Below are 23,514 nucleotides of genomic sequence, written 5' to 3'. Positions count from 1 at the left end.
AGCTATTTAAATTCATAGTTGATCTGTTTTTCTGTTCCCGGTTTATTGCCTGGAAGGATATATTTTGCTTTTACATTGTATTTTGTTTCCGGAATAACTCCATACGTTGACTGCAATAAAGTGTTGATCAACGCAGGTCTTGTATTGGCCGGAGCGCCCACATATTTGGATGCGGCTTTTGAAATAAGCTCGTACCAGTCTGATTTATAATAACTGAACAGATCATATTTGAACGGGAAGGTCTGCTTCAGGAATCCGTTTCCTTTTTCATTACCCAAATACTGCAGATAGGAAGTGAAAACCGGGAATGCTTTTACCGGAGGAATTCCAGTGGTATCATCTTCGTTTTCTGCTCTGTTCAGCGTGAGTTCATCAAAAGGATAATTGTTATAAATCAGGCCTTTAAATTTATTCGCAAAAGAATCATCCATCATTGCTGTCAGGTTTATCAATGGCAGGTTATCGGTATATTTTGACCCTGAAATTTCAACAGCATCAAAGTATTCATCTGCATTCATATTATTCTGAAGGGTAACCACATCCGAGCTTACTCTTATCCACAGCGGATTGAAACGTAAACCGGACATTTTATCGGCAAATGTGTTATACTTACTGGTTCTGAAAACAAAGGCCAGTCTCTCAATTTCTCCGTTTTTGGAAAGACTCTGAGCTTTTTTCACTTCCGTTGTTACAGAAACGCCGGAATCGTCCTGGTTTTCTTCATTTTTCACCGTCTGTTCTACAGTTTGATTTCCTCCGGCATCACTGTTGCCATTTTTATTTTTTGCGATCAGGGCAAATGTATATTCTTTCTCTTTTCCAAGATTCGGTGTACTGAAGTTCACCGTATTATCATTGGTATTGTAAGAGAAATCACTTTCTGTAGGTGATTCTGCTGCGAAGGCAGTTACTGTGTTCCAGTTTGGATCGTCAAACAGATAATCCTGTCCACGCTTAAGCTTGATGTATCCTTTACTGGATTCGCCCGTATAATAATTTTCCTGTTCAGGAACCGGATAGGCATATTGTATGTTCTGTAGAGGAATTACATTCGGAGCGCCACCTGTGGTAAATACTCTTTCTTCAATTTCTATTGCTTTTTGTCCGTCTGCCATCACCACTTCATACATTCCGTTCTTTTTCTCCATGAAGCTTACCTGAGTAACAGCCTTCAATGTTTTATTAGGCGGAAGGATATCTTCTGAAATGAAATTGGCAACGTCTTTAGATGGGGCATATTCAACAACTCCTTTTATTTCTTTGCCCTGATCATCTATAATGGTCATTTTATCTACCACCACTTTATAGGTATGATCTCCGTCGTCTTCGGGAATGACAATCGGTTCATTGACACGTACAGCGAATGTTGCCTGTGGAATGGCAAAAACATCCACATCGGTTTCATCTTTTTTAGGAGTAAGATCTGAAATGATTTTCATGCCTCCCAGAACGGAAGAGTTTTCCAATACACATTCTTCTCCAAATTCCATCTTGAATCTGAATTTCCCTTTAATCATCCCTCCCAACAGGTTATAATATCCCCCAAGATATCCACGCACCCAGAATGGGTTCGGGCCTTTTGCCTGTAATAATGAAGCGACACCTGCTTTGATAATCGGGATTTTCTTTTTGATAAACCAAAGTTTTATTTTAATACCAAGTTCACCCTGCAGATACACATAGGCCTGTCCGTTGGCATACCAACCGTTGATTCCGATCCGATCTCCTCCACGGTTGGAACATTTGGCCTCACCATAATCTTTAAGCATAATATCGGTTCCTAAACCTGCCTGAAAACGTGCATATAAAAACAATGCCGTCATATCACCCGTATCAAATTTCAGGTGGGTTCCGAACGCAAATCCTTTACCATCTCCTAAGGCATTAAGGCTGCTCATATAATCTATATCATTGAGCTGAAGTCCTAAAATATCAGCTACTTCCTGCGGTGGCGGCGGGCTTCCCGGAATTCTGTTTCCGACCATAAAGTAGCTTCCCGACTGCAGGTAGAAATTTCCGAAACCTACTTTAAGACCAATCATATCTGTAGGGGTGCCGATGTGCATATACCATTCATCCGGTGAAATATGTACAACCGCCCATCCTGCTCTTCCGTTTGGACCGATTCCTTTGATAATGCCGTTCGCAATATTTACAAAAACATCTAAACTGGCATGAAAAACGCTGTTGTTGAAGTCATAATTCATAGCAAGCTTTGCACGGATGGCTCCTTCCATATTTTCTGTAACAGGGTATTCTTTATCCACATCTGCTACATCCAACATTGAAGTACCCCATTTGCCTTTAAGCTTGTCAAGAAAGGCAGGCTTACCAACCATTTCTTTAAACTTATCTTTAAGTCCGGCCATGGCGTCGCCAGGAACTAATTTTGATAAATTAGCCATCACAACCGCTTCTCCTACAAATCCGATATTGGCCAGTCCTCCATTCGGATTGGTAGAAATATTGAACCCAGCCATGATATCAATGGTATTCTCTTTGGGTATCGAACCATAAATTCCTGCTCTTAAAGCCAGTCCGATTGTGTTATCAGGTCTTAAGACCAATGCTCTGTCTGCATATTTCGGATCTATAGACAAATCTCTGTCCGGAACCATATGATAAAATGCACCTCCTGTAAATCCTGTAATTCTAAGGGCAGACGCCTGAATGGTAAGTCCTCTTACCGATCCTTCGAATCCCCAGTATCTGAAAGTACTATATCCATAGGCTGCATTAACACTAACTGTTATTCCTTTAACTGCTGTAAGTTCGGCCTTAAGGAATGCTGTAAAACCATTTCCATACAAAGGATCGTTTCTCATCAACTGAAATTCTCCGGTTACAATAGCAACGCCTATATCAACCTTATGAAGCCCAAGCTTAGTTAAAGTAAAACCATCATATTTCCATCGCTGTCTGTTATTCTCATTGGTAATTAATCCTCTGATGATCATTCCACCGGTGGCTGAAAAACGGTCTTCCTGCAATCCAACAGATATATCAAACCCTAAGCTCACCTGCGACCCGTCTGCTATAACCTTTATATCTTTGATACTTGCAGGAAAATTAGCCAGTTTCTGTTCTCCCTTCACGCCAAAATAGTCAACAGTGATATAAGGAGCTTTTGTTTGAAGGGTTAAACCCTGAAACTTTAATCCTTTAAAATCAGCATCTTTTTTCTCATTCGGGTCACTGCTTTCTGCGTATTTAGCATTAGCTCCTATATCGAGGCTTCCGTTAAGAATGGCCTTAGGTAAAAATTCGCGGTTTTTCACCCTCAACTCAATAGTTGATCCTATATCAATAAGTGCTTTTGCGCTCCAGATATCAAATTTAATTTGATCAAGGGTAGTAACAGAAATCAGATATTCTTCTTCTGTTATCATTCCTTTGTATCCTAAATACTTTGGAATACCTGTATTCTGATTATCATTATTTTTCTGAATCGGAAGCTGAATGGTACCTTCTAAATTTGCACCCACAATTTTAGAGGCGGCCAAATCTACTCCTATCTTATCAAGGGAATATCTCCATGCATTTTCTTTGTTGGTAACTCCTCTGTCTATCGGAAAAAGATTGTTGGCCGCAAAATTTCCGGAGACTCCATAGGAATCAATCAAAAGATTATTGGCTTCAAAAGAAACCCTGCTATCTATATGATCTTCTGTTTTGAATTCCTGGGGAAGACCTATTTTTAAAGTCTGTACATAAAGCCCCCTCCAGGACTCCGTTCCACTAATCAGATAACCATGGGTATTATAATATTGAGGAAACTGAACGTCAGGGTCTGTTCTGAGATCACTTAAGTCCAGCACAGCATTGTTGACGAAGAAAGAGAAATATCCTTTATCCTGATTTTTAATCTGTGAAGTAATGGCAAAAGGGCTTATGCTTACTTTCACCAAGAGATCATTCCAGTCAGTTGCCTTCATAGAAAAATCTCCTCTAACTCTGTTTGTGATTCCGTTCGATCCTATTTCCGGCAATACAGCTCCATTACCATCTAAAGGAACCAGCACATTTCTGGAAATCTGAACATTTCCCTTCAGAGAAAGCTCTTTGATTCCATCACAATCCATCACGATATAGGTATTATCATTTACGCTTTCACCATTAGACCTGTTAAGTCTTCCCCCTTCAAGGGTAAGCATCCACTGGTTCTGGTTAAAAGGCATGCTGACATCTCCCAGCAGAGAAAGTTTGGCATCTCCAATGATTTTTCCATTATAGGAAAGCTTAATACCCTCTGCACCAAAGAATAAGGTTTTCTTTCCCCCTTCTGCTCCCTGCTGTGGAGTCGTTATTCTTCCATAGACATTAATAAGGGCATATTCTGGGGTAAACTTTGCTTTGGTCACTACCAGACTGTATTCTACACTGGAAATATTTTCTTTAAGCCCGATAGGAAACTCGGTAAGTTCATTGGGATTGATGGTACTGGTAAAATTCCCAGTCTGTTCTAGGGCATCGAATGCTGCTGTTGCTTTGCCAATCTCCTGATCGGTATCCGGATCATTCTCTGAAACTGCAAAAAACTGGTCTGAGGGAAATTCTGACAGAGAATAATGAAGATCAGGTTGATACGGAAAAGATAAGTTTTTGTATAAACTCAGAGAATCACTTTTATTATGACTATTAGCTTTTGTAGGGACAAAAAATAAGAGCATAATAAAAATAGAATATATTTTTGCCATGCATTTGTGTTTGTGCAAAAGTATATTTTTAATTTCATTTTTAGAAATTTCGCAAAAGAAACCTCACACTTTTTAACCAAAAAAACTATGCAATAAATAGGAATAAAGCGATCGAATTCCTGATACCAACATGCACATTACAAATAAGTTACAAATATAACCTTTATTCACTACTGATGTCATTATTGATATTTTTCATATAAAAGCAGAATATATAAGGATTATATAAATCGAAATAAATAAGTATTATTATTATATTTTTATCACAGCCGTTTGTTTGAAAGTTGAACAAAAAATGCTTCCGTATGAACGGTGCTTTATCACTTCAATCCTTCTTTATGATGATCAATATGGATTTTTCCATGCAGCGGGTCCTTAACATCAGCAAATCAACAGCAGTCTGTATTCATTATCATTTTCAACAGGAGCTCTATGCACACATGGTAAGGCTTTCTGACCGGGATGATCTACCGCCAGACGCCAGAGATGACCTGTTCCTAAATTAACGGGTTCTGCAGTGGTTTTTGGCTGATAGTGTAAATCGAAGAAATACTCTTTCAGAAAATTTTCAAATTCTTCCTCGGGGCCGTTATGCAGTTTTCTCAGCTTTTCACGGATTTCAGGGATCAAAATCTTCTGCTCAACCTGATCATTGGCAATAATGTCACTGGCAGCTCCGTGATAGGTACATAAAAAAGTATCTGTTGCAATGGGTGAACGATCTACGTGGTATGAATATACATCTGTTGAGATAAATTCCAGCTCGGTGTCCCGATCATAATTTTTAAGCAGATTAAGAGATGGGGAAGCACCAAAATCTGACAATAACCTGATATCATGTAAGATTGTTTCTCTTGCGATGATTCCTTGTTCTGAAAGCGGTAAGACTAAAAGATCTTCCGGAAAAATTTCTGTAATATTATCTTCCAGCTGAAGTTTTGTTACGATTTCCTTAAAATCTCCGCTCAGGTCCCGCTGCCAGCAGATGGCATTCGTGGCTCCACGAAAACGGGTTTCTATTAATTCAGAAAAGGAGGAGACTACCTCAATCTGACCATTATCGGAAAATATATTACTCATATGCCGGAATAAAGATTTAAATCGTTCAATATTCTGCAAAAATACGGAATAGCTTGTTCAAAAAGTCTATAAAACTACAAGGATATAAATAAGACAAAGTGAAAGCGGCATAAAAAAACAGCGTTCCCAATCAGAGAACACTGTTTATATATAAGGTTATTAATTTTCAGTTTTATTTTTTTACTTCTTTAGTATTTTTTCTGTTACTGTGGAAGATTTTGTTTTAAGTTTAATGTAATATACTCCTGTCTGAAGAGAGGATACTATTATCTGTTCCTGCGACATGCTCAAAGCTCCCTGTTTTACAAGTTGTCCCGTAGTTCCATAGATTTCGTAAGAAACCAAAGGCTCTTTGCTTCTGATGGTAAGCACATCCTGAACCGGATTCGGGAATAATTGAATTCCTGCCTGTACGGCTGTTTCCTCTACCGACATCTGACTGCATGCTGATTTAGAATATTTTGTAATGAAAGACTGGGATTTTCCTCCCGTCACATTTACTGTCATGGTATTGACATTATCATTGGAATCTGTAAAGAGCTGGTCATGAAAAAGACCGCCTAATACATAATTTCCATCTTTATCTACAGCAATGGCTGTAAATTCATCCTGAACCTGAAAATTACTATGAATTTCTCCGGTACCAATTACTGCACCCGTATCTTTATTAAAACGTACCAGCAAAGGATCTGATAAATCTGAATTAGGACGTGTCATTGAAAAGCTTCCCCAAATCTCATTCCAGCTTCCTTTGGCAAAGGCCAGTTCATTTCCGTTCAGTGCCAGTTTTCCTTTCATGAAACGGTACGCAGAAAAGCTTGTAAGCCCATCCGGAACTTTTGCCCATTGTACAGCTCCATCAGCATTCAGCTTCATCACAAAAGGAGTCTGTCCCTGATAATTTTGTACGGGAAAAGAATAGTTTCCGAAAGTGGTAGGAACTGTTCCTGAAAAATAACGTCCGGAAATATAAATATCTGAAGAACCTGGACCTTTGATTACGGAATGAATTTCATCATCCATAAATGCCGGTAAGCTATTGTCAAATTCTTTTCTCCATAATTCAGCTCCGGTACTTCCGTTAAATGCAAGTATATAGGCATTTTTTGTAAAAGGAATATTATTGTACGAAAAACTTTCCATGTTACTGCTGTAGTTTCCTACCATTCTTTTACCTGCCAGGTAATATCTGTTTAAGCTTTCATCGTACAGCAGATTTACTTTACCATCAGTTCCTCCTGCAGTCAATCCTCCACTAATAGGAAGCAATAGTGGCGTTGCAGGTGTCATACTCCCATTATCATAGTTGAACTTAACCAGATAGTACTGAAAAGAAGTAGTGAAAGTTGAAGGCACGGTAATTAAACCATTTAAATGAGTTCCTGCTCTGAAACCCATAACAGCATGGATATTTTTGGATGAATCCATATACATCATCTGAACATCACAGCGTCTGCTGAGATAGCTGACATCTCCCTGCAAAGGTTTACTCCAATCCAGTGTTCCGTCAGAAGTTTTATATTTAAGCAGATATGCCGCTTTATGTGCTGGTTCTACTGTCTGATCATAATAGGTATACAAAGGCATGGTGTGAGTCGCATCAAAATGCATAGGAAGAGCGGTAGGATCGCCGCTGTAAGAATTATTATAAAGAGTAGCCATTACATATAAACCACCATTATTATCCACTTCAATATGCCAGGCATTTTCACCATCTTCTGATCCACCAATAACGGTAGACCACAGTGCATTACCCTGACAGTCTGTAGCAAACAAAATAAGATCACGCAGTCCGTAATTGGGTACAGCCACACCATTCAGATTCTGATCTCCATTCCATACACTTGCGAGATAATAGGTGTTGTTATTGTTATCTACAACAATATCCCGTATGGATTCATCAAATTGGTAATTAAATCCCGGATCGGCAGAACCAGATTGTCCGCCGGCCTGTTTTGCCCATTGCCACTGGTAAGTCTGGCTAAAAGATAATACCGGCAACATCAATAGCAATCCCCAAAGCTTGTTTTTTAGTTGTATCATATAAATTCATTTAATTATCACATACTATAAAAAAACAGTGCTCTCCGAAGAGAACACTGATTTATAAGTCACTAATTTTTAATTAGTTTCCCTTGTAATGATGTATCTCCCGTCTGTACAATAACGATATAAACGCCTTGCAGCCAGCTGGAAACTTCCACGTCTACCTCTCCGGAAGCCGCTTTCACTTCTTTACGGAATTTGACATTGCCCATGGCATCAAAAACTGTAATCTGTTTTGCAAGTAATTTTTCGTTACCTGTATTGTATGAGATTTTCACTTTTTCCTTCGCAGGATTTGGTATCATTTTCAGAGAAGAAACTGCAGTAGCGGTAACACTTCTTGATGCACTTCTCATGCCCATCCATTCCGGATCTACCGCCTTGGTACTAAACTTACATGTCTCATTATAGAATAAGACCTCGTCTGTACCCTGGAAGTTTGGATTTGGATAGAAAGCTAATGGATTAACATTCATATCATACACCCCTCCTGCAGGAATGGTAATAATAGACGGAATATAAGTTCCGTATCCATTAACACTTGAAACGTTAAGACTTATTGGCTGTCCTCCAGCATTGTGAATAACACCAGAAACCGAGTAATGGTCTCCTACCCACTTCATTGGTTTAATGTCTCCTTCAATCTTACAATCTGTTTCGTATCCGCATTCTTTACCTGGATAGTAATTCATGGTTCCTGATGTATACTGGCATCCTAAGTGATTTACCTGTAATTGGTAAGTACCAGCAGAGCCAATGTATAACGGGAAGATAAAGTCATTGTTCCCGGTCTGAATACTGTTTCCGAACAACATCCAATCATGATGATCAAATACCCCTTTTGGTCCTATGATGTAATTCTTCTCTCTAAGACATTCATCGTAGCATCCTGTAGGGAATACCCACATCAGGCTTTCAAGGCTTAATGGTACTTCCACATAGCTAGATACTTTACAACCGCTTGGCGCAGTATAAGTAACCTGGAATACACCACCTTCATTGACGGTAATTGTCTGACCAGACATTCCATTGCTCCAGTTATAATTTCCTGTAGATGGTCCTGATGCAGTTAACTGAATTTTATAAGGCTGGCAGCTCACCAAACTGTACGTTGCCGTAATAGATGATGGCGGATTACTTACCGTAAGGGTAAAGTTTTTAGAGCTTACACATCCTGATGTACCCGGAGTTCTTACTTCAAGAGTATAAACATAGGTACCAGCAGTTAATGATCCTGTATTAAGAGTGATCGGATAAGGAGCAGAAGTCCAAGGTATAACTACTGAACCTGCTTTCTTCCATTGGTATTCTAATGTATTATCTGTTACAAGACCAGTCAGTATAGTAGAAGATCCTGCACAGATATTAGCCTTACCAGAAATATTTACATATGGAGCATTTTTAACCGTTACCGTTGCAGGTTTAGTACTCATGATGCTTGTTTTACAACCATCAGGTGATACCAATACCGGCCAGTAAGTTCCCGACTGAGTAGGTGTAAATGTCATTGAATTTGGTGCCCCCAACACTGGCTGGGAACCATTCATCCAGATATACTGGCTGGCAGTTCCTACCGAACCGTTAAATACAAGTGTAGGAACAGATCCTGCACAGGCAACTACGTTAACAGGCGAAATATTACCATCAATGAAAGCTTCATTCACGCTAATGTTTGCAATTGGTGAAGTATATACACATCCGTTAGGAGTAGTTACTTTTAGCTGTATTGTCTTGGCACCACTTGTATTGTAGGTCACGGTAGCAGTTGCTCCCGAAGCTACATACGCTGTACCGTCAAAAAGCCATGTGTATGTATTAGCCGAATTGTATCCCGGTGCAGTGAATGTAATAGGTTCACGTACACATAGCCATGCCGGAACCAGGAAGCTGGTACTAGGAACAGGAGCTAATGTGATCGTCTGCGTAGTGGTACACGCTGGTTTTCCCGGCGCAGACATTGTAATCGTGAAAGTATAAGTACCTGGCGCAAGATTGTTATAAGTAGCCGTCTGCCCTGTTTGGGTTGGCTGACCCGGGCTGGTGAATGTATACGTAATAGATGACTGGTTAATCTCAAATATAGTAGAGCTGTTAAACAGAGTCACGTTATATCCGCCTCCGCTGCATACCGTGCTTACACTGAATTTAGGCTCGTAGTTCTTTCTTACTTCTACTGCTTTGCTGTACCAGCAAGAACCATATCTTAAACGTACAAAAACAATATGTGCTCCTGCAAGTGTAGTCTGATACGTTGCTGTAGGCTGTCCCTGAGGAGAAGTTAAAGTAAGTACGCTGTCTGATGACCATTCTATCTGATCAGGAGTTCCGTTATACGTTAACCCTGATGTTGAAATTGTATTACAACCTGACCACGTAGCGGTAAAGTTGATCTGAGGGTTTGCATTACAAGTTCCGCTGCTTGGGCAAAGCTGGCTCACATTAATATTCTGTGAAGAAACCACACAACCGTTAATATCTACAGCCTGTACTCTGTACGTTCCAAAAGCACCTGCACCACCTATGGTGTATGAGTTGGTTGTAGCACCTGATATAGGTGAATTGTTTTTGAACCACTGCCAAGAAGTAATATTGGTAAGTCCTGTAGAACTATTTGCCGTAAGCGTATACGGCGTCATTGTTGCAGGATCACATACCAGGATATTATATACCGGAGAAACTGTAATAATAGTTTCAGGATAGATTGTAAAGTTTGCGCTTGCAGTAGGCTTATAGTTACATCCGTTAGTTCCTGTATAAGTTACTGTAACCGTTTGAGAAACGTTACTTCCTGATCCGTTTTGAATATATCCGTTATTCGGGAAGCTGTAATTTCCTGCTGGATTATAGGAGGTATTATAAGTAGTTCCGTTCGCAAAAGTGAAAGTTACCCCCGTTGCTGAAGTGATTGATCCCTGGTTAACAGAGAAGGTAAGGTTGGAACCTAAACAGATTCCTCCAACATTTGTGAAGCTTACCACAGGAAGCGGTAATAACGATACCGGAACACTGATGATTTTTGTAACTCCACATTTTACAACTCTCAGATTCAGCATAGTGCTGCTTGTTGTAGAGATTTCGTTGAAGTTTATCGTGATGTTACTGGTGCCCTGCCCTCCTACAACACTTCCGAAGTTAGGACTTGCGAATGTCCATTCCATAAAATCAGGAACAATACCGTTCAGATTTGCAGTGAATGTCTGAGTGCTGCTCGGACAGAAAGGTCCGCCCGGATTAGGATTAACCGTGATGGTATTAAGATCCAATGGCGCTACACTGAACGAAATTGGAGCAGAAAGACATCCTGCATTACTCATCGATTTATTCTGTGCAGATACTGAATACGATGAAGCTCCCGTATTAAAGATAACCGTTACAGAAGATCCTGCATTACTGCCCTGGATGGTTCCGTTGGTAACACTCCAAACAGGTACCATCCCTGCATCAACAGAACTGATGGTATACACATAAGGTTTTCCAGGACATACTTTCTTCTCTCCTGAAATAGTTCCTGCAGGTGGCTGCGGAATTGGTAATACCTTAATAATTCTCGGGTTACTTTCACAACCTCCTCCTTGCTTCACAGCAACTATAGTGTAAGTTCCTGCAGTGTTAAAAGTATAGCTGAATGGTCCGGATACTACTCCCGAAGTCACAGTAGACCCTCCGGTAGTTACTTTCCAGATAACAGGTACGTTAGGGCTAGCTGTAAATGTCTGGCTAGTTCCCGCACAGATTTCATCCGCACCACCGCTTATCGTTACCGGCTGTTCAACAGTGATATCAATAGAAGCATTTCCTTCGCATGCTAATAAAGTGTTGTAGTAGCTTGCCTCAAGATGATATGTTCCGGGCTGGGTAGCCGAGAAAACAATTTCATTTCTCTGCTGGGTATTGACCAGCAGACCTGTTCCGGGACCGGATACATTCCAGTTAACTTTTGTTGTAGGCCATTGAGGAATAGAATAGGTATACTGCTTCCCAGCGCATACTTTATCCTGTCCTTTAACTTTTGCATTCTTTAAAATCACCGGGATTTTAACTGTAGTCCATTCAGGGCAGGCACATTCAGACATGTACATTACATATCCGAAACCGTCCAGAGGATCTACCTGATCCCAAACTACTTCAATTTCGTTACCGTTATTGTTTATAATGTTTCCGCCAATAACTTTCCATTGTCCTTTGTTACATCCATCCTGAGCATTGTATTTCTCGGTACTTCCTTCACATACTACAGAAGCACAATTGATCTGTACAGGATAAGATTTCACTACCTTGATTTCCTTTTTGTACCTGCTCTGGCATCCGCACTTATTGGTTACGGTAAGCTGAATGGTATAAGTACCAGGATTAGTGTAGATATGAGACGGCTCAAAAGCGGTGGAAGTGGAAGTAGTTCCATCTCCGAACTGCCAGAAATAATTGACAATATCTGACCCTCCGTTTTGTTCGGAAAGGTTATCAAAATACACCGTTGTATTATTACATACTGTGTAATCCAGATTAAGCAATTCAAACTTAGCAATAGGTCTGTTGATTTTTTCAATACAGATGGTCTGTGTTTCCACAGTTCCGTCATTGTAGGTAATAACAGCCTGTAAAGATCCATTACCGGCGGCACCCCACGTAACATACGCTAAGGTATTTCCGGTTCCGGAAATTGTGGCAGTTCCTCCTGAAACTGACCATTGTACATTAGAAACGTTGGATCCCTGAACCAGATATTTAACAGGGTCTAATGATTTCTCGCAGACGCGGAGGCACTGCGCAGAATTGATGTAGGAACTGGCGATGCCGTTGTCAGGAACCTGACCTTCTTTTTCGCCGCGGAATTCCTGGCATCCTACCTCTTCGGTCCATGTAATTCGAGCTTGTGCTTGCAGTACCCAAGGTACCAGAAGCCAACATAGCAGGAGCCATCTGAAGACGTGCTGCCTGCCAAAATAGGTGTTGTTTTTCATAGTTATTAAAAAAGTGTTATTAATTTTTTGTCAAATTAACAAAAAAAATAATACAAAAATCATATAATAGTGAAAAAATAACACAATTTCACAATTGAAAACGAACAATATATAAGAATTCCTGATTATATGTTATTTCAAGCGCGTATCGGCTCTATGAAAAATTTAACTTTTGATAAAAAAATAAAAGTCTTCCACCTGTATAAAATAAATAAAATACCACATTTTTAGCATTATCAATAACCAAAATAATCAACAAAAATATAAATTGTGAATTTTATTAATCAAAAATCAACAAAGAATTAAAATTAATCACACCTGAAAAGAGTTTGAATTGAAAAAAAATTTTAAATGAAATTCTACTCTTTTTGAAACATTTTTACACTGCTTCAGACAAATGCGATATCCTTTTACATATATTGCATTATTTAATGCACCAGCATAGCATTAGCTCGTTTGGATGCTCAAAAAGAGAATGATTCAGAATATCAAAAATATTTTATCTTTGTTTCATCAGGCATATCATAAACATTTTTACTTGAAGACCTACCTATGAAAAACAACAGCTTTTTATTTTCTGCAAAAGGAATCTGTACAGCAGCTTTTATTTCCTTAAACACAATTGTTTATGCTCAGAAAACCGCAGATATCCCAACCATTTCAGACAAAACCCTAAACAGCATCCTGGAGAAGAACAGAGCTTATTACAGCCAGGGTAAAGTGGCAGATTACATTCCTGAACTGGGAAAAATGGATGCTAAAGCCATAGCCTTTTCAGTGGTAGACAAAAATGGGAAAGTATTCAATGCCGGAGATGTAAGTAAAAAATTCACCATGCAGAGCATTTCCAAAATCATATCATTAATGGTGGCTGTCAATGAAAAAGGAGAACCCCATATCTTTGATAAAATGGGATATTTCGGCTCCGACAAACCTTTCAACCATTTTTCAAACCTGGAAACTACAGGTAAACCGCTTAATCCAATGATGAATGCAGGGGCAATTCTTACTACTTCACTCATTTCCGGTGACGGAGAAAAACCATTCCTGAAAATATTGGATATGGTAAGATACATCACCAAAAACCCTTCAATAGATTACAACAGATCTGTTTATGAATCCGAAAAATCAACAGGACACCGCAACCGCGGCATGTTTTATATTATGAAAAACAGCGGACTGATTTCAGGGAACGAAGATCAGCTGGATAATTACTTCAAGCAGTGCTCTATTGAACTTACTGCAGAAGACCTTGCAAAAATCGGGTATTTCTTTGCCAACCAGTGTGTAAGATTTGATGGAGACTCCACTTATAAAAATACGGATATGGCCAAACTGATAGAATCACAAATGCTGACAGCCGGAATGTACGAGTTCAGCGGAGAATATTCCAGAATGGTAGGATTACCAAGCAAATCCGGTGTAGGAGGCGGAATTACCGTAAGTGTTCCGGGAAAAATGGGGATCGGGGTATTCAGTCCTGCTTTGGACCAGCATGGTAATTCACTGGCGGGTTACCATATGATTCTTGATCTGGCAAAACAGTACGGATTAAGTATTTTTTAAAAATTCAAGTACATACAATATCACAAAGGCTCCAAAACATTTTGTTTTGGAGCCTTTGCATCAAGAATTAATCATTCCTTCTCCTTAGTAAAAATGCATTTATTGTGTCCGCCAGACCAATCAGCACATGCCCTTTGTCAGGATCAATATAGCATTCAAAATCAGGAAGCAACCCTTCAAGTCTTTCTTTTATTTGTCGGGAATCCCTGACCGCATCATCTGCTCCGCCTATAAAAAAGACAGGCATGGTCATACTTTTCAATTCTTCATCAGAAAAAATATACTCCTTATCGATCCTTGCATCCACAGAAGACTGCATAAGATTCATAAAGTCCAGAACAGGCTGATCTATTTTTTGTGAACCAGTGATCAGCTTATTGATTTTTCTCTTCCCGGCAGCTCCAAGTAGAGAAAAGAATATCGCTTTTAACACAAAGCTAAGCTTTGTTTTTACAATTCCACCCGGAGAAAGAAGAACAAGCTTACTGACTTTTTCCGGATATCTGGCAGCAAACTTTACCGCAAGCCATCCGCCTTGAGACAGTCCCACCAAAGAGGCTTCTGTTATTTTCAGCTGTCGGAAAACCTCATTCAGCCAATTACTGTAGTAATTACCATCATAAGGAAGCCGGTTGGGCTCACTTTTACCTGGTTCCCCGATAATATCAATAGCATACACTTTATATTCTTTGCTGTACAAAGCAAAATCCTTCATCCAGGATGCAGCGTTAGAATTAGCTCCATGAAGTAATATAAGTTTAGGATGATCTTCATTTCCATAACTCAGAACGTGAGTTTGTCCAAAGTTTGTGGAGACCATTTGCTGACGGATATTTCCTTTAAAATTTGCTAACGCATTATCATAGTGCTCCAGCACCCTTTTTTTGTGAATCTCTGATCTGAAAACTGTTGTCTGTTTCATATTTACCTGTTTTATTTTGTTGTATTTTTTTAATCCAAAACAGATTTCTGTATTACGTGATCAAAAAGTCAGCTCTCTGGAATCTGATCACAGTTATTCAAGATCGACTGGAAATTAATCAATTTCAAAAAAGAAAGTTAATACGAATAAGTAATGGAGGGATTAGAAACTCTTTCTAGATCATCATTATTGAAAAAATAGAAAACGAGCTTACTCTTATAAACACAGGCATATAGACATCATAATTTTATTGAATTATGATTGAGTTCTTGAGAGGGCAAAAATACAAAAAATTTTAAAATACTCATATTATCAAATTATAATGACATGCAGTGTTTTTAAATCCTAAAGATAATAACACAGTAATAAAGAGATACTTTACCTTAAATAAAAAAACACTAAATCTTATATATTTTACTTTTTTTTATGAATTTCGGAAACATATATTAATTATTCTTAAAATACCCTATCTGTTTATTTATCAAAAAGATAGAAAAAATTCATAAAAAGTTTAAATTAAATCACAGTATATTGATTAATTTTACTTACATTAGCACATCCGTTTTATCAGATTGATAAAGGTAATTTTCACATTTCAGAAACTTATTCCCGTATATTATCTTTTTGTAATATACCGAAAAACAAATCTCCGTTTTTTGAAATATTTTATTTTTTATTCCTATATTTGCTTAACATTTTTTTAACTATAACTATTTATTGTTAAAATTACCAAGATTGTATCGTCACGTTTCTAAGAATAATAAAACAATAAATATACTTTAATAACATTTGAACAATTGATGTTTTTATATTAATAAATTATTATCAAATTGTATTTATGATTAAAGATATATCAGCATTTTATTATTTTTATATACTTATAACACGAAATCACTGTGTACATCGGTGATATTAATGTTTTGTTATGAGATATCATTAACCATTCTATACCGTAAATGCTATGAAAAACTTGACTAAAATCAGGCTAATGCCTATTGAAAAACCGGACATCACCCTAACATCAACCCAGCTATTGCCAAACAATAGAATGTTGAATAATTACCAAAAAACGATTCAAATCGTTAACGATATAACAAAAACCAATTTTATCATATCATAACAAAAAGCCATTGTCTTATTACCGAAAGACAAAGCGTTTTGCTATGAATCTTTTGCTATCATTCAATAATTATCACGCCATGAAAAACTTAACCATTATTGGATTGACGCCTTTTGAAAAACCAGACGTTACCCTTATTACTAAACTGTACCAGGCGGGTGCATTTCCCGTTTTGAGTTTAGGAAATGAGATTACAGCTGCACAGGAAGCGTTACATCAACTTGACCAGATAGACGTACCATCATATGGTATTTATTTTTCAAAGGACAGCTTCGCCTCTCTTCAAATTTCTGAGAAGGTAAAATTTGCGATTCTTCCGTCCGGAATGTCTAATCCTTTCACTCTGCCTGCATTTTATCAGATAAGCAGTTTGGAAGAAGCCAGACAAGCTGAACAGTCGGGAGCAGAAGGAATCATTATCAAAGGAAATGAAGCAGGCGGATTAGTAGGGTATGAATCCACGTTTGTATTGTTCCAGCGTGTGATCAAAGAAATCCAAAGCATTCCGGTGTGGGTACAGGGAGGAATAGGGCTCCATACCGCAGCAGCATCCAAAGCATTAGGAGCTACAGGAATTGTACTGGACAGCCAGCTTGCCCTCTTCCCTGAGAGTTCCGTTCCACAGGACCTGAAGGAAGTATGCTCAAAACTGAATGGTACCGAAACTAAGGTGATTGCTAACCATCGTGTATTGGTAAGACCCAATTCACCGGCTTTACCTGAAAATCCTACAGCCGAAGATCTTGGACAATATTTTACCGGACTTGATCTCAGCACCTGCTATATTCCTATGGGACAAGATATTTCATTGGCTACAGATCTGTATGAAGATTTTAAAACACTGAAAAAACTTATTTTCGGATTTAAAGAAGCAATGTATGGACATCTGAAGCAGGCAAAAGCACTAAAAGTAATTGATAAAAATAACTCGTTAGCCCGGGAACTTGGTCTGCAATACCCCATTGCTCAAGGTCCGATGACCCGTGTCAGCGATGTCCCTTCATTTGCCAATGCAGTAGCAGAGGCAGGTGCTTTACCCTTTGTTGCTTTATCCCTGTTAAAAGGAGAATCTGCAAAATCTTTGGTGATGGATACCAAGAAACTGGCTGGTGAAAAAACATGGGGTGTTGGCATTTTAGGATTTGCTCCGCAAGAATTAAGAGAAGAACAAACATCATATATATTAGAAGCTAAACCTCCTGTAGTTTTGATTGCCGGAGGAAGACCCGCTCAGGCCAAAGTATTTGAAAAGGCGGGAATACAATCATTCTTACATGTTCCCTCCCCTGCTCTTCTGGATATTTTCCTGAAAGAAGGAGCTAAAAACTTTATTTTTGAAGGACGCGAGTGCGGAGGACACGTAGGCCCCCTTTCCAGCATGGTTCTTTGGGAAAAACAGATTGAACGTATTTTAAAGGAAGATCATCCTGAAAATATCAGTGTCTTCTTTGCAGGAGGAATTCATAACGCATTTTCAGCCGCGTTTGTTTCTATCATGGCTGCGCCATTAGCTGCAAGAGGAGTAAAAATCGGAGTACTGATGGGTACAGCCTATCTGTATACGCATGAAGCTGTAGAGACAGGAGCTATTCAGGAAGAATTTCAGTCTCAGGCTATGCAGGCGAAAGATACTGTTTTACTGGAAACAGCTCCGGGACATGAAACCCGTTGTCTCAACACAGCATTTGCTAACCACTTTAATACGGAAAAAGCAAAACTTCTTGCTGCAGGAATGGATAAAAAGCAGGTATGGGAACAGCTCGAAAAATTAAATGTAGGCCGTTTACGAATTGCCGCCAAAGGCATAGAACGCCAGGGTGACAAATTGGTTTCTATTCCAAAGGACGATCAACTGGATCTGGGAATGTACATGATAGGACAGGTAGCCACCATGCACAACCGCGTGATCTCACTGGCAGCTCTTCATCAAAATGTTATAGATAATGACAAACATATTCAGGAGGCAGCGCTTCCGGAACAGCCTGTTTCTGTAGAAAAACCTCTGGACATTGCTATCGTGGGAATGGAATGTATTTTCCCCGGCGCTAAAAATCTTGATGAGTACTGGAGAAATATCATTCTGGGAAAAGACAGCGTTACAGAAGTGCCTGATGAAAGATGGAACAAAGATCTTTATTATAAACCAGATTCCGGTGAGCCGGATGTTTCTCATTCAAAATGGGGAGGATTTATTCCTAAAATTGATTTCGATCCGCTTGCATTTGGTATTCCGCCACAATCGCTTGCAGCCATTGAACCTACGCAATTACTGACTTTACTGGTAGCAAAACGTGCTATGGAAGATGCGGGATATGGTGAAAAACACATCAACAGAGATAACATTTCTGTGATCATAGGTGCTGAAGGAGGTAATGACCTTGCCAACAGCTATAGTTTCAGAGGATATTATAAGCAGGTTTTCGGAGAACTTCACGAAGAGGTAAAAGAAGCCTTCCCACATACAACAGAAGATTCATTCCCGGGCATTCTGGCTAATGTAATTGCAGGTAGAATTACAAACCGGCTGGATCTTGGGGGGAGAAACTTTACCGTAGATGCCGCCTGCGCTTCATCTCTGGCAGCGATTGATCTTGCCTGCCAGGAACTTGTATTAGGAAAATCCGATATGGTTCTGGCGGGAGGTGCAGATTTACACAACGGAATCAATGACTATTTAATGTTCTCCAGCACGCACGCCTTATCCCGAAAAGGAAGATGCGCTACATTCGACAGTGATGCTGATGGTATTGCTCTTGGAGAAGGTATTGCCATTCTTGTATTAAAAAGATATGAAGATGCTGTACATGACGGAGACCGTATTTATTCAGTGATCAAAGGAGTTGGAGGATCCAGTGACGGTAAAGCGTTAGGATTAACGGCTCCTAGAAAAATAGGCCAGGTAAGAGCTTTAGAGCGTGCTTATTCCCAGGCTGGGATCAGTCCTGCCTCGGTAGGTCTTGTAGAAGCTCACGGTACAGGAACAGTAGTAGGTGACAAAACCGAATTAAGTGCACTGACTAACTTATTCAGCCGTTCGGGAGCTTTGCCCGGACAGACGCATCTGGGTTCTGTGAAAACACAGATTGGACATACCAAGTGTGCAGCAGGATTAGCTGGATTAATCAAAGCTTCCCTTGCAGTATATCATGGTGTAAAACCACCTACCCTTCATCTTCAGCAGCCTAATGCTTATTATAATGCTGAAACCAGCCCATTTGCCTTTCATGCGGAAAGCGGCTTATGGAGTGAAAAGAACCGTTATGCAGGAATCAGTGCTTTCGGATTTGGCGGCACTAATTTCCATACTGTTATTGCCAATCATCCTAAGAAGGATCATTCAATTGCAATGCAGGCCTGGCCTTCAGAATTATTTGTTTTCCGTGGAGACACCTATGAAGAAGCCAAAGTGCAGTCAGGCCAGGTTAAAGCTTTATTAGAGATTAATGATGGTATTCCATTAAAAGATATCGCTTACAGTTTAAGCATCAGTTCAGAAAAGCCAATCCAGTTCAGTATTGTAGCAGACACCGCTGAAGACCTGATGATGAAGCTCGAACTGGTCCTGCTAGGGATTGAGACAAAAGATACTTTTACGGTTAATAAAAAAGAGGGTAAAGTGGCATTCACATTCCCGGGACAGGGCAGCCAGAGAATCAACATGGCTCGTGACTTATTTGTTGTGTTTCCGGCAATGCGTAAAATTATTGATGAATATCCTGAACTTGAAAAAGTGGTATTCCCGTCTACAACCTTTAATGAAGCTGATGTAAAGAAACAGAAAGAAACTATTAAAGATACCCGTCTGGCGCAGCCGCTTTTAGGAATTGTAGACCTTGCATTGGCTAAATTCCTTGAATCATTGGGAATTATTCCTGATATGCTTGCCGGCCACAGTTATGGTGAAATACCCGCTTTATGCTTTGCAGGAGTATTTGGAGAAGATAAACTGGTAGACTTAAGTGTTAAAAGAGCTCAATCTATCCTGAATTCAGTAGAAGGAGGAGATCCGGGATCTATGCTGGCAGCAAGCGCTTCTGCTGAACGTTTACAGCCTATCATTGCTAAAGTAGAAGGATGTTATCCGGTAAACTTCAACGCTCCTACCCAATGTGTCATTGCAGGAGGCACTGACGCTATCAATAAACTGCTGGACGTTCTTAAACAGGAAGGTATTTCTGCGAAAAAGCTGGAAGTTGCATGTGCATTCCACAGCCCTTTATTGTCGAAATCCAAGGAATTGTATGCTGAAGTTTTGAAAGACGTTCCTTTCCAGGAAATGCAGATCCCTGTGTGGTCTAATACTACTGCGCAAGTTTATCCCGCAAATCCGTCAGAAATAAAGGAAAGACTTACCGAGCATCTGGTACAGCCTGTAAGATTTGTAGAACAGCTTCAGGCCATGTACAATGATGGTGCAAGAATCTTCATTGAAGTAGGACCAGGAAAAGTTCTTACCGGATTAGCCAAATCCTGTCTGGAAAAAGATCAGCTGACCTTATATGTAGAAGATAACAGCCGCAATAAATTCAGCCACCTGCTTTGCATGCTGGCGCAATATTTAGGAACTGGCCGAAGCTTTAATATTGATAAACTATTTGACGGCAGAAGCGTTTCGATTATTGATCTTAACCAGCCTGAGCTTTACAAAAAAAGCCCTGCCATCTGGCGTGTTAACGGGCAAACTGCCCACCCAACTACCGGTAATCTGCCTGCCAACGGTGCATTACCACTTATAAACCCTATTCCCATGAACAACTTTAATCATAATCCCCAGACACCTGCAATTGAAGCTCAGTCTACTGCTGAACGCATGATGCAGGAATATTTAAACAGCATGAAATTAATGATACAGGCACAGCGTGATGTGATGCTTTCCTTTATGGGACAGAATCCACAGGCATTCCCTGCTCCTGTCTACCATTCACCGGTATCAGCTGCTGTACAACAGCCTATCTCTACCATTCCGGTTCAGCCTGTGCATCAGGAAAAACCAGTTGCTGTAGCTGCTGTAAAACAAGCTCCTTCAAGAGATATAAAGTCTTTATTACTGCAGGTAGTAAGTGATAAAACAGGATACCCTCAGGAAATGCTGGGTATGGAAATGGATCTGGAAGCGGATTTAAGTATAGATTCTATTAAAAGAGTTGAAATCATCGGAACACTTCGTAATGAACTGGGATCTCTGGGTAACGGAAATATCAGTGAAGATACTGTTATGGAACAGCTTGCAGGAATAAAAACGTTAAGCGGATTAGTTTCATGGCTTACTGAATTTTCTGGAGCTGAAACGACTGCTGTACCTGAAAAAAACGGATCAGCAACTGAACCAACAGTTTCAAAATCACAAGCTCAGCCGGCATTCTCCCTTGAAGACCTTCAAAATGCCATTCTCAGTATCGTAAGCGAAAAAACAGGATATCCAAAAGAAATGCTGGGTCTTGATCTTGACCTGGAAGCGGATTTAAGTATAGATTCCATCAAACGTATGGAAATTATCGGTGATCTTAAAGCCAAGATCGGATTTGGTCAAAATCTTGAACAGGCTGATGATGTGATGGAGAAACTGGCTGCCATCAAAACCCTGCGCGGTCTGGCAGGCTGGATCAGCGAAATGAATGGTGAAACCACTGAAACTGCTCATGTATCACAAGAAACGAACACGGCAGAGCCGGCTCAAAATGGACTCTCACGTCTTCGCTTCGATATCACTCCCACAGATGCTTCTTTAGTACAAAACACAGAAGTATTGCAGGGAAAACGTTTTGCCATTACGCAGGACGATAGCAGACAAACCTCAGCAATCAAAGAAGCACTGGAAAAACATGGAGCAATTGTAGAATTTGCAGATACAGAAAAAGATCTTTCCGATGTTGATGGATTAATTATGCTGGATCTATTCTCCTCAGCTGATAAACCAAGCATTATTGATCATGTAGATTTGATCAAAAGACTGGATTTTGATAAAGCAAAATGGGTGTACCTGATCTCTGATATCCCGGCACACCTCCAGGAAATTACAGAGGCAAGCATATTGCGCCATCATCAGGGATATCCGGGGCTTTTCAAAAGTTTAGCAAGAGAATTTGACAATACAACCTGCAGACTGATCAGTCTTGGTACGCCTCAGGAAGTAAATCAAATCGCGGAAATTACTTTAAAAGAAATCCTTACCAACGATAAACCTGCTGAAGTGATTTATAAAAATGAGCAGAGACATAAAATAGACATCATCCCTTCACCATTATCTACAAGCTTACGTGAGGCCCATATCCAGTTAGATCAAAAATCTGTGGTTTTGGTCTTGGGAGGAGCACAGGGAATCACTGCCGAACTGGTAAAACATATGTCTCAGGCTTATCCTTGTACTTATATTCTGGTGGGAAGATCAGCAGATCCGAGAAATGATATTTCTGCTAAAGACTTTAAAGGCATGAAAACCAAAGAAGAAATCAGAAGCTTCTTAATCCAGTCAGGTCAATTCACATCTCCGGCAGAAATAGAAAAAGAAACCACGAAGATTTTCAAAAACAATCAGATCCTGCGCACCATCCGTGATATGGAAAACCTTGGAAATACCATCATTTACCAGTCACTCGATCTTTGTGATGAAGAAGGACTGAGCAAACTGATCAGCAGTATCTATGAAAAATACGACCGTCTTGATGGAGTGATTCACGGAGCGGGTCTCTTAGAGGATAAGTTATTCAAACAAAAGACTACAAGCTCTTTCGGACGCGTATTTGATACGAAAGTGAAACCTCTTCGTGTATTGGCAGAGCAGCTTCGTTCAGACTGCCAGTTTGTAGTATTATTCTCAAGTATTGCCTCTGTATACGGTAACAAAGGACAGACAGATTATGCTGCGGCCAACAGTGTACTGGATGACTACGCTAATGCCTTAAATAAAAGATTAAAAGGAAAAGTAATCTCGATCAACTGGGGACCCTGGAAAGGAGCCGGAATGGTTTCTTCTACCCTTGAATCAGAATATGAACGCAGAGGTATTTCGATGATTCCACTCGATGAGGGAAAAGAAATCTTCCTTAACGAGATTAAATACGGAACGGAAAGCCAGGTGCTGATCATGTCAGGAAATAATTGGTAAACACTGTATAAACAAAG

Annotated in this window: 7 protein-coding genes; 2 read left to right on the top strand and 5 right to left on the bottom strand. The window is 39.7% G+C overall.

The genetic code is table 11. The features are described from left to right. Positions 1–2: 2 nt before the first annotated feature. From BLW74_RS04825 to BLW74_RS04810, 4 genes are all read right to left on the bottom strand, one after another. Positions 3–4,697 (bottom strand): hypothetical protein, encoded by a 4,695-nt coding sequence (locus tag BLW74_RS04825; protein ID WP_185116338.1) that lies wholly within the window; start codon positions 4,695–4,697, stop codon positions 3–5. 381 nt (positions 4,698–5,078) lie between these two features. Next, a complete protein-coding gene (locus tag BLW74_RS04820; RefSeq protein WP_089690293.1) occupies positions 5,079–5,777 on the bottom strand; it encodes a DUF1826 domain-containing protein in 699 nt (232 codons plus the stop codon). A gap of 180 nt (positions 5,778–5,957) precedes the next feature. Then, the gene (locus BLW74_RS04815; protein WP_089690292.1) at positions 5,958–7,820 is read right to left on the bottom strand and encodes a T9SS type A sorting domain-containing protein; all 1,863 of its coding nucleotides are present in this window, start codon (positions 7,818–7,820) and stop codon (positions 5,958–5,960) included. A 71-nt stretch (positions 7,821–7,891) separates the two neighbouring features. Then, positions 7,892–12,784 (bottom strand): PKD domain-containing protein, encoded by a 4,893-nt coding sequence (locus BLW74_RS04810; RefSeq protein ID WP_089690291.1) that lies wholly within the window; start codon positions 12,782–12,784, stop codon positions 7,892–7,894. Positions 12,785–13,336: 552 nt separating this feature from the next. Between BLW74_RS04810 and glsA the strand changes: the two genes are divergently transcribed. Further along, positions 13,337–14,350, top strand: coding sequence for a glutaminase A (gene glsA / locus BLW74_RS04805; RefSeq protein WP_089690290.1), 1,014 nt, complete (start codon positions 13,337–13,339; stop codon positions 14,348–14,350). Between the two features lie 67 nt (positions 14,351–14,417). Here the strand turns inward: glsA and BLW74_RS04800 are convergent, their stop codons facing one another. After that, positions 14,418–15,272, bottom strand: coding sequence for an alpha/beta fold hydrolase (locus BLW74_RS04800; protein WP_089690289.1), 855 nt, complete (start codon positions 15,270–15,272; stop codon positions 14,418–14,420). Between the two features lie 1,199 nt (positions 15,273–16,471). On the opposite strand from BLW74_RS04800, the gene BLW74_RS04795 reads away from it, so the two are divergent. Beyond that, a complete protein-coding gene (locus tag BLW74_RS04795) occupies positions 16,472–23,497 on the top strand; it encodes a type I polyketide synthase (protein ID WP_089690288.1) in 7,026 nt (2,341 codons plus the stop codon). The last annotated feature ends 17 nt before the right edge of the window (positions 23,498–23,514 follow it).

The sequence above is a fragment of the Chryseobacterium culicis genome, assembly GCF_900108365.1.
Taxonomy (GTDB): Bacteria; Bacteroidota; Bacteroidia; order Flavobacteriales; family Weeksellaceae; genus Chryseobacterium; species Chryseobacterium culicis.
This window is presented reverse-complemented; position numbering and strand designations above follow the sequence as displayed.

Excerpts from the sequence above, each read along its gene's own strand:
- BLW74_RS04825 (WP_185116338.1), bottom strand. The coding sequence starts at position 4,697 with ATGGCAAAAATATATTCTATTTTTATTATGCTCTTATTTTTTGTCCCT.
- BLW74_RS04820 (WP_089690293.1), bottom strand. The coding sequence starts at position 5,777 with ATGAGTAATATATTTTCCGATAATGGTCAGATTGAGGTAGTCTCCTCC.
- BLW74_RS04815 (WP_089690292.1), bottom strand. The coding sequence starts at position 7,820 with ATGATACAACTAAAAAACAAGCTTTGGGGATTGCTATTGATGTTGCCG.
- BLW74_RS04810 (WP_089690291.1), bottom strand. The coding sequence starts at position 12,784 with ATGAAAAACAACACCTATTTTGGCAGGCAGCACGTCTTCAGATGGCTC.
- glsA (WP_089690290.1), top strand. The coding sequence starts at position 13,337 with ATGAAAAACAACAGCTTTTTATTTTCTGCAAAAGGAATCTGTACAGCA.
- BLW74_RS04800 (WP_089690289.1), bottom strand. The coding sequence starts at position 15,272 with ATGAAACAGACAACAGTTTTCAGATCAGAGATTCACAAAAAAAGGGTG.
- BLW74_RS04795 (WP_089690288.1), top strand. The coding sequence starts at position 16,472 with ATGAAAAACTTAACCATTATTGGATTGACGCCTTTTGAAAAACCAGAC.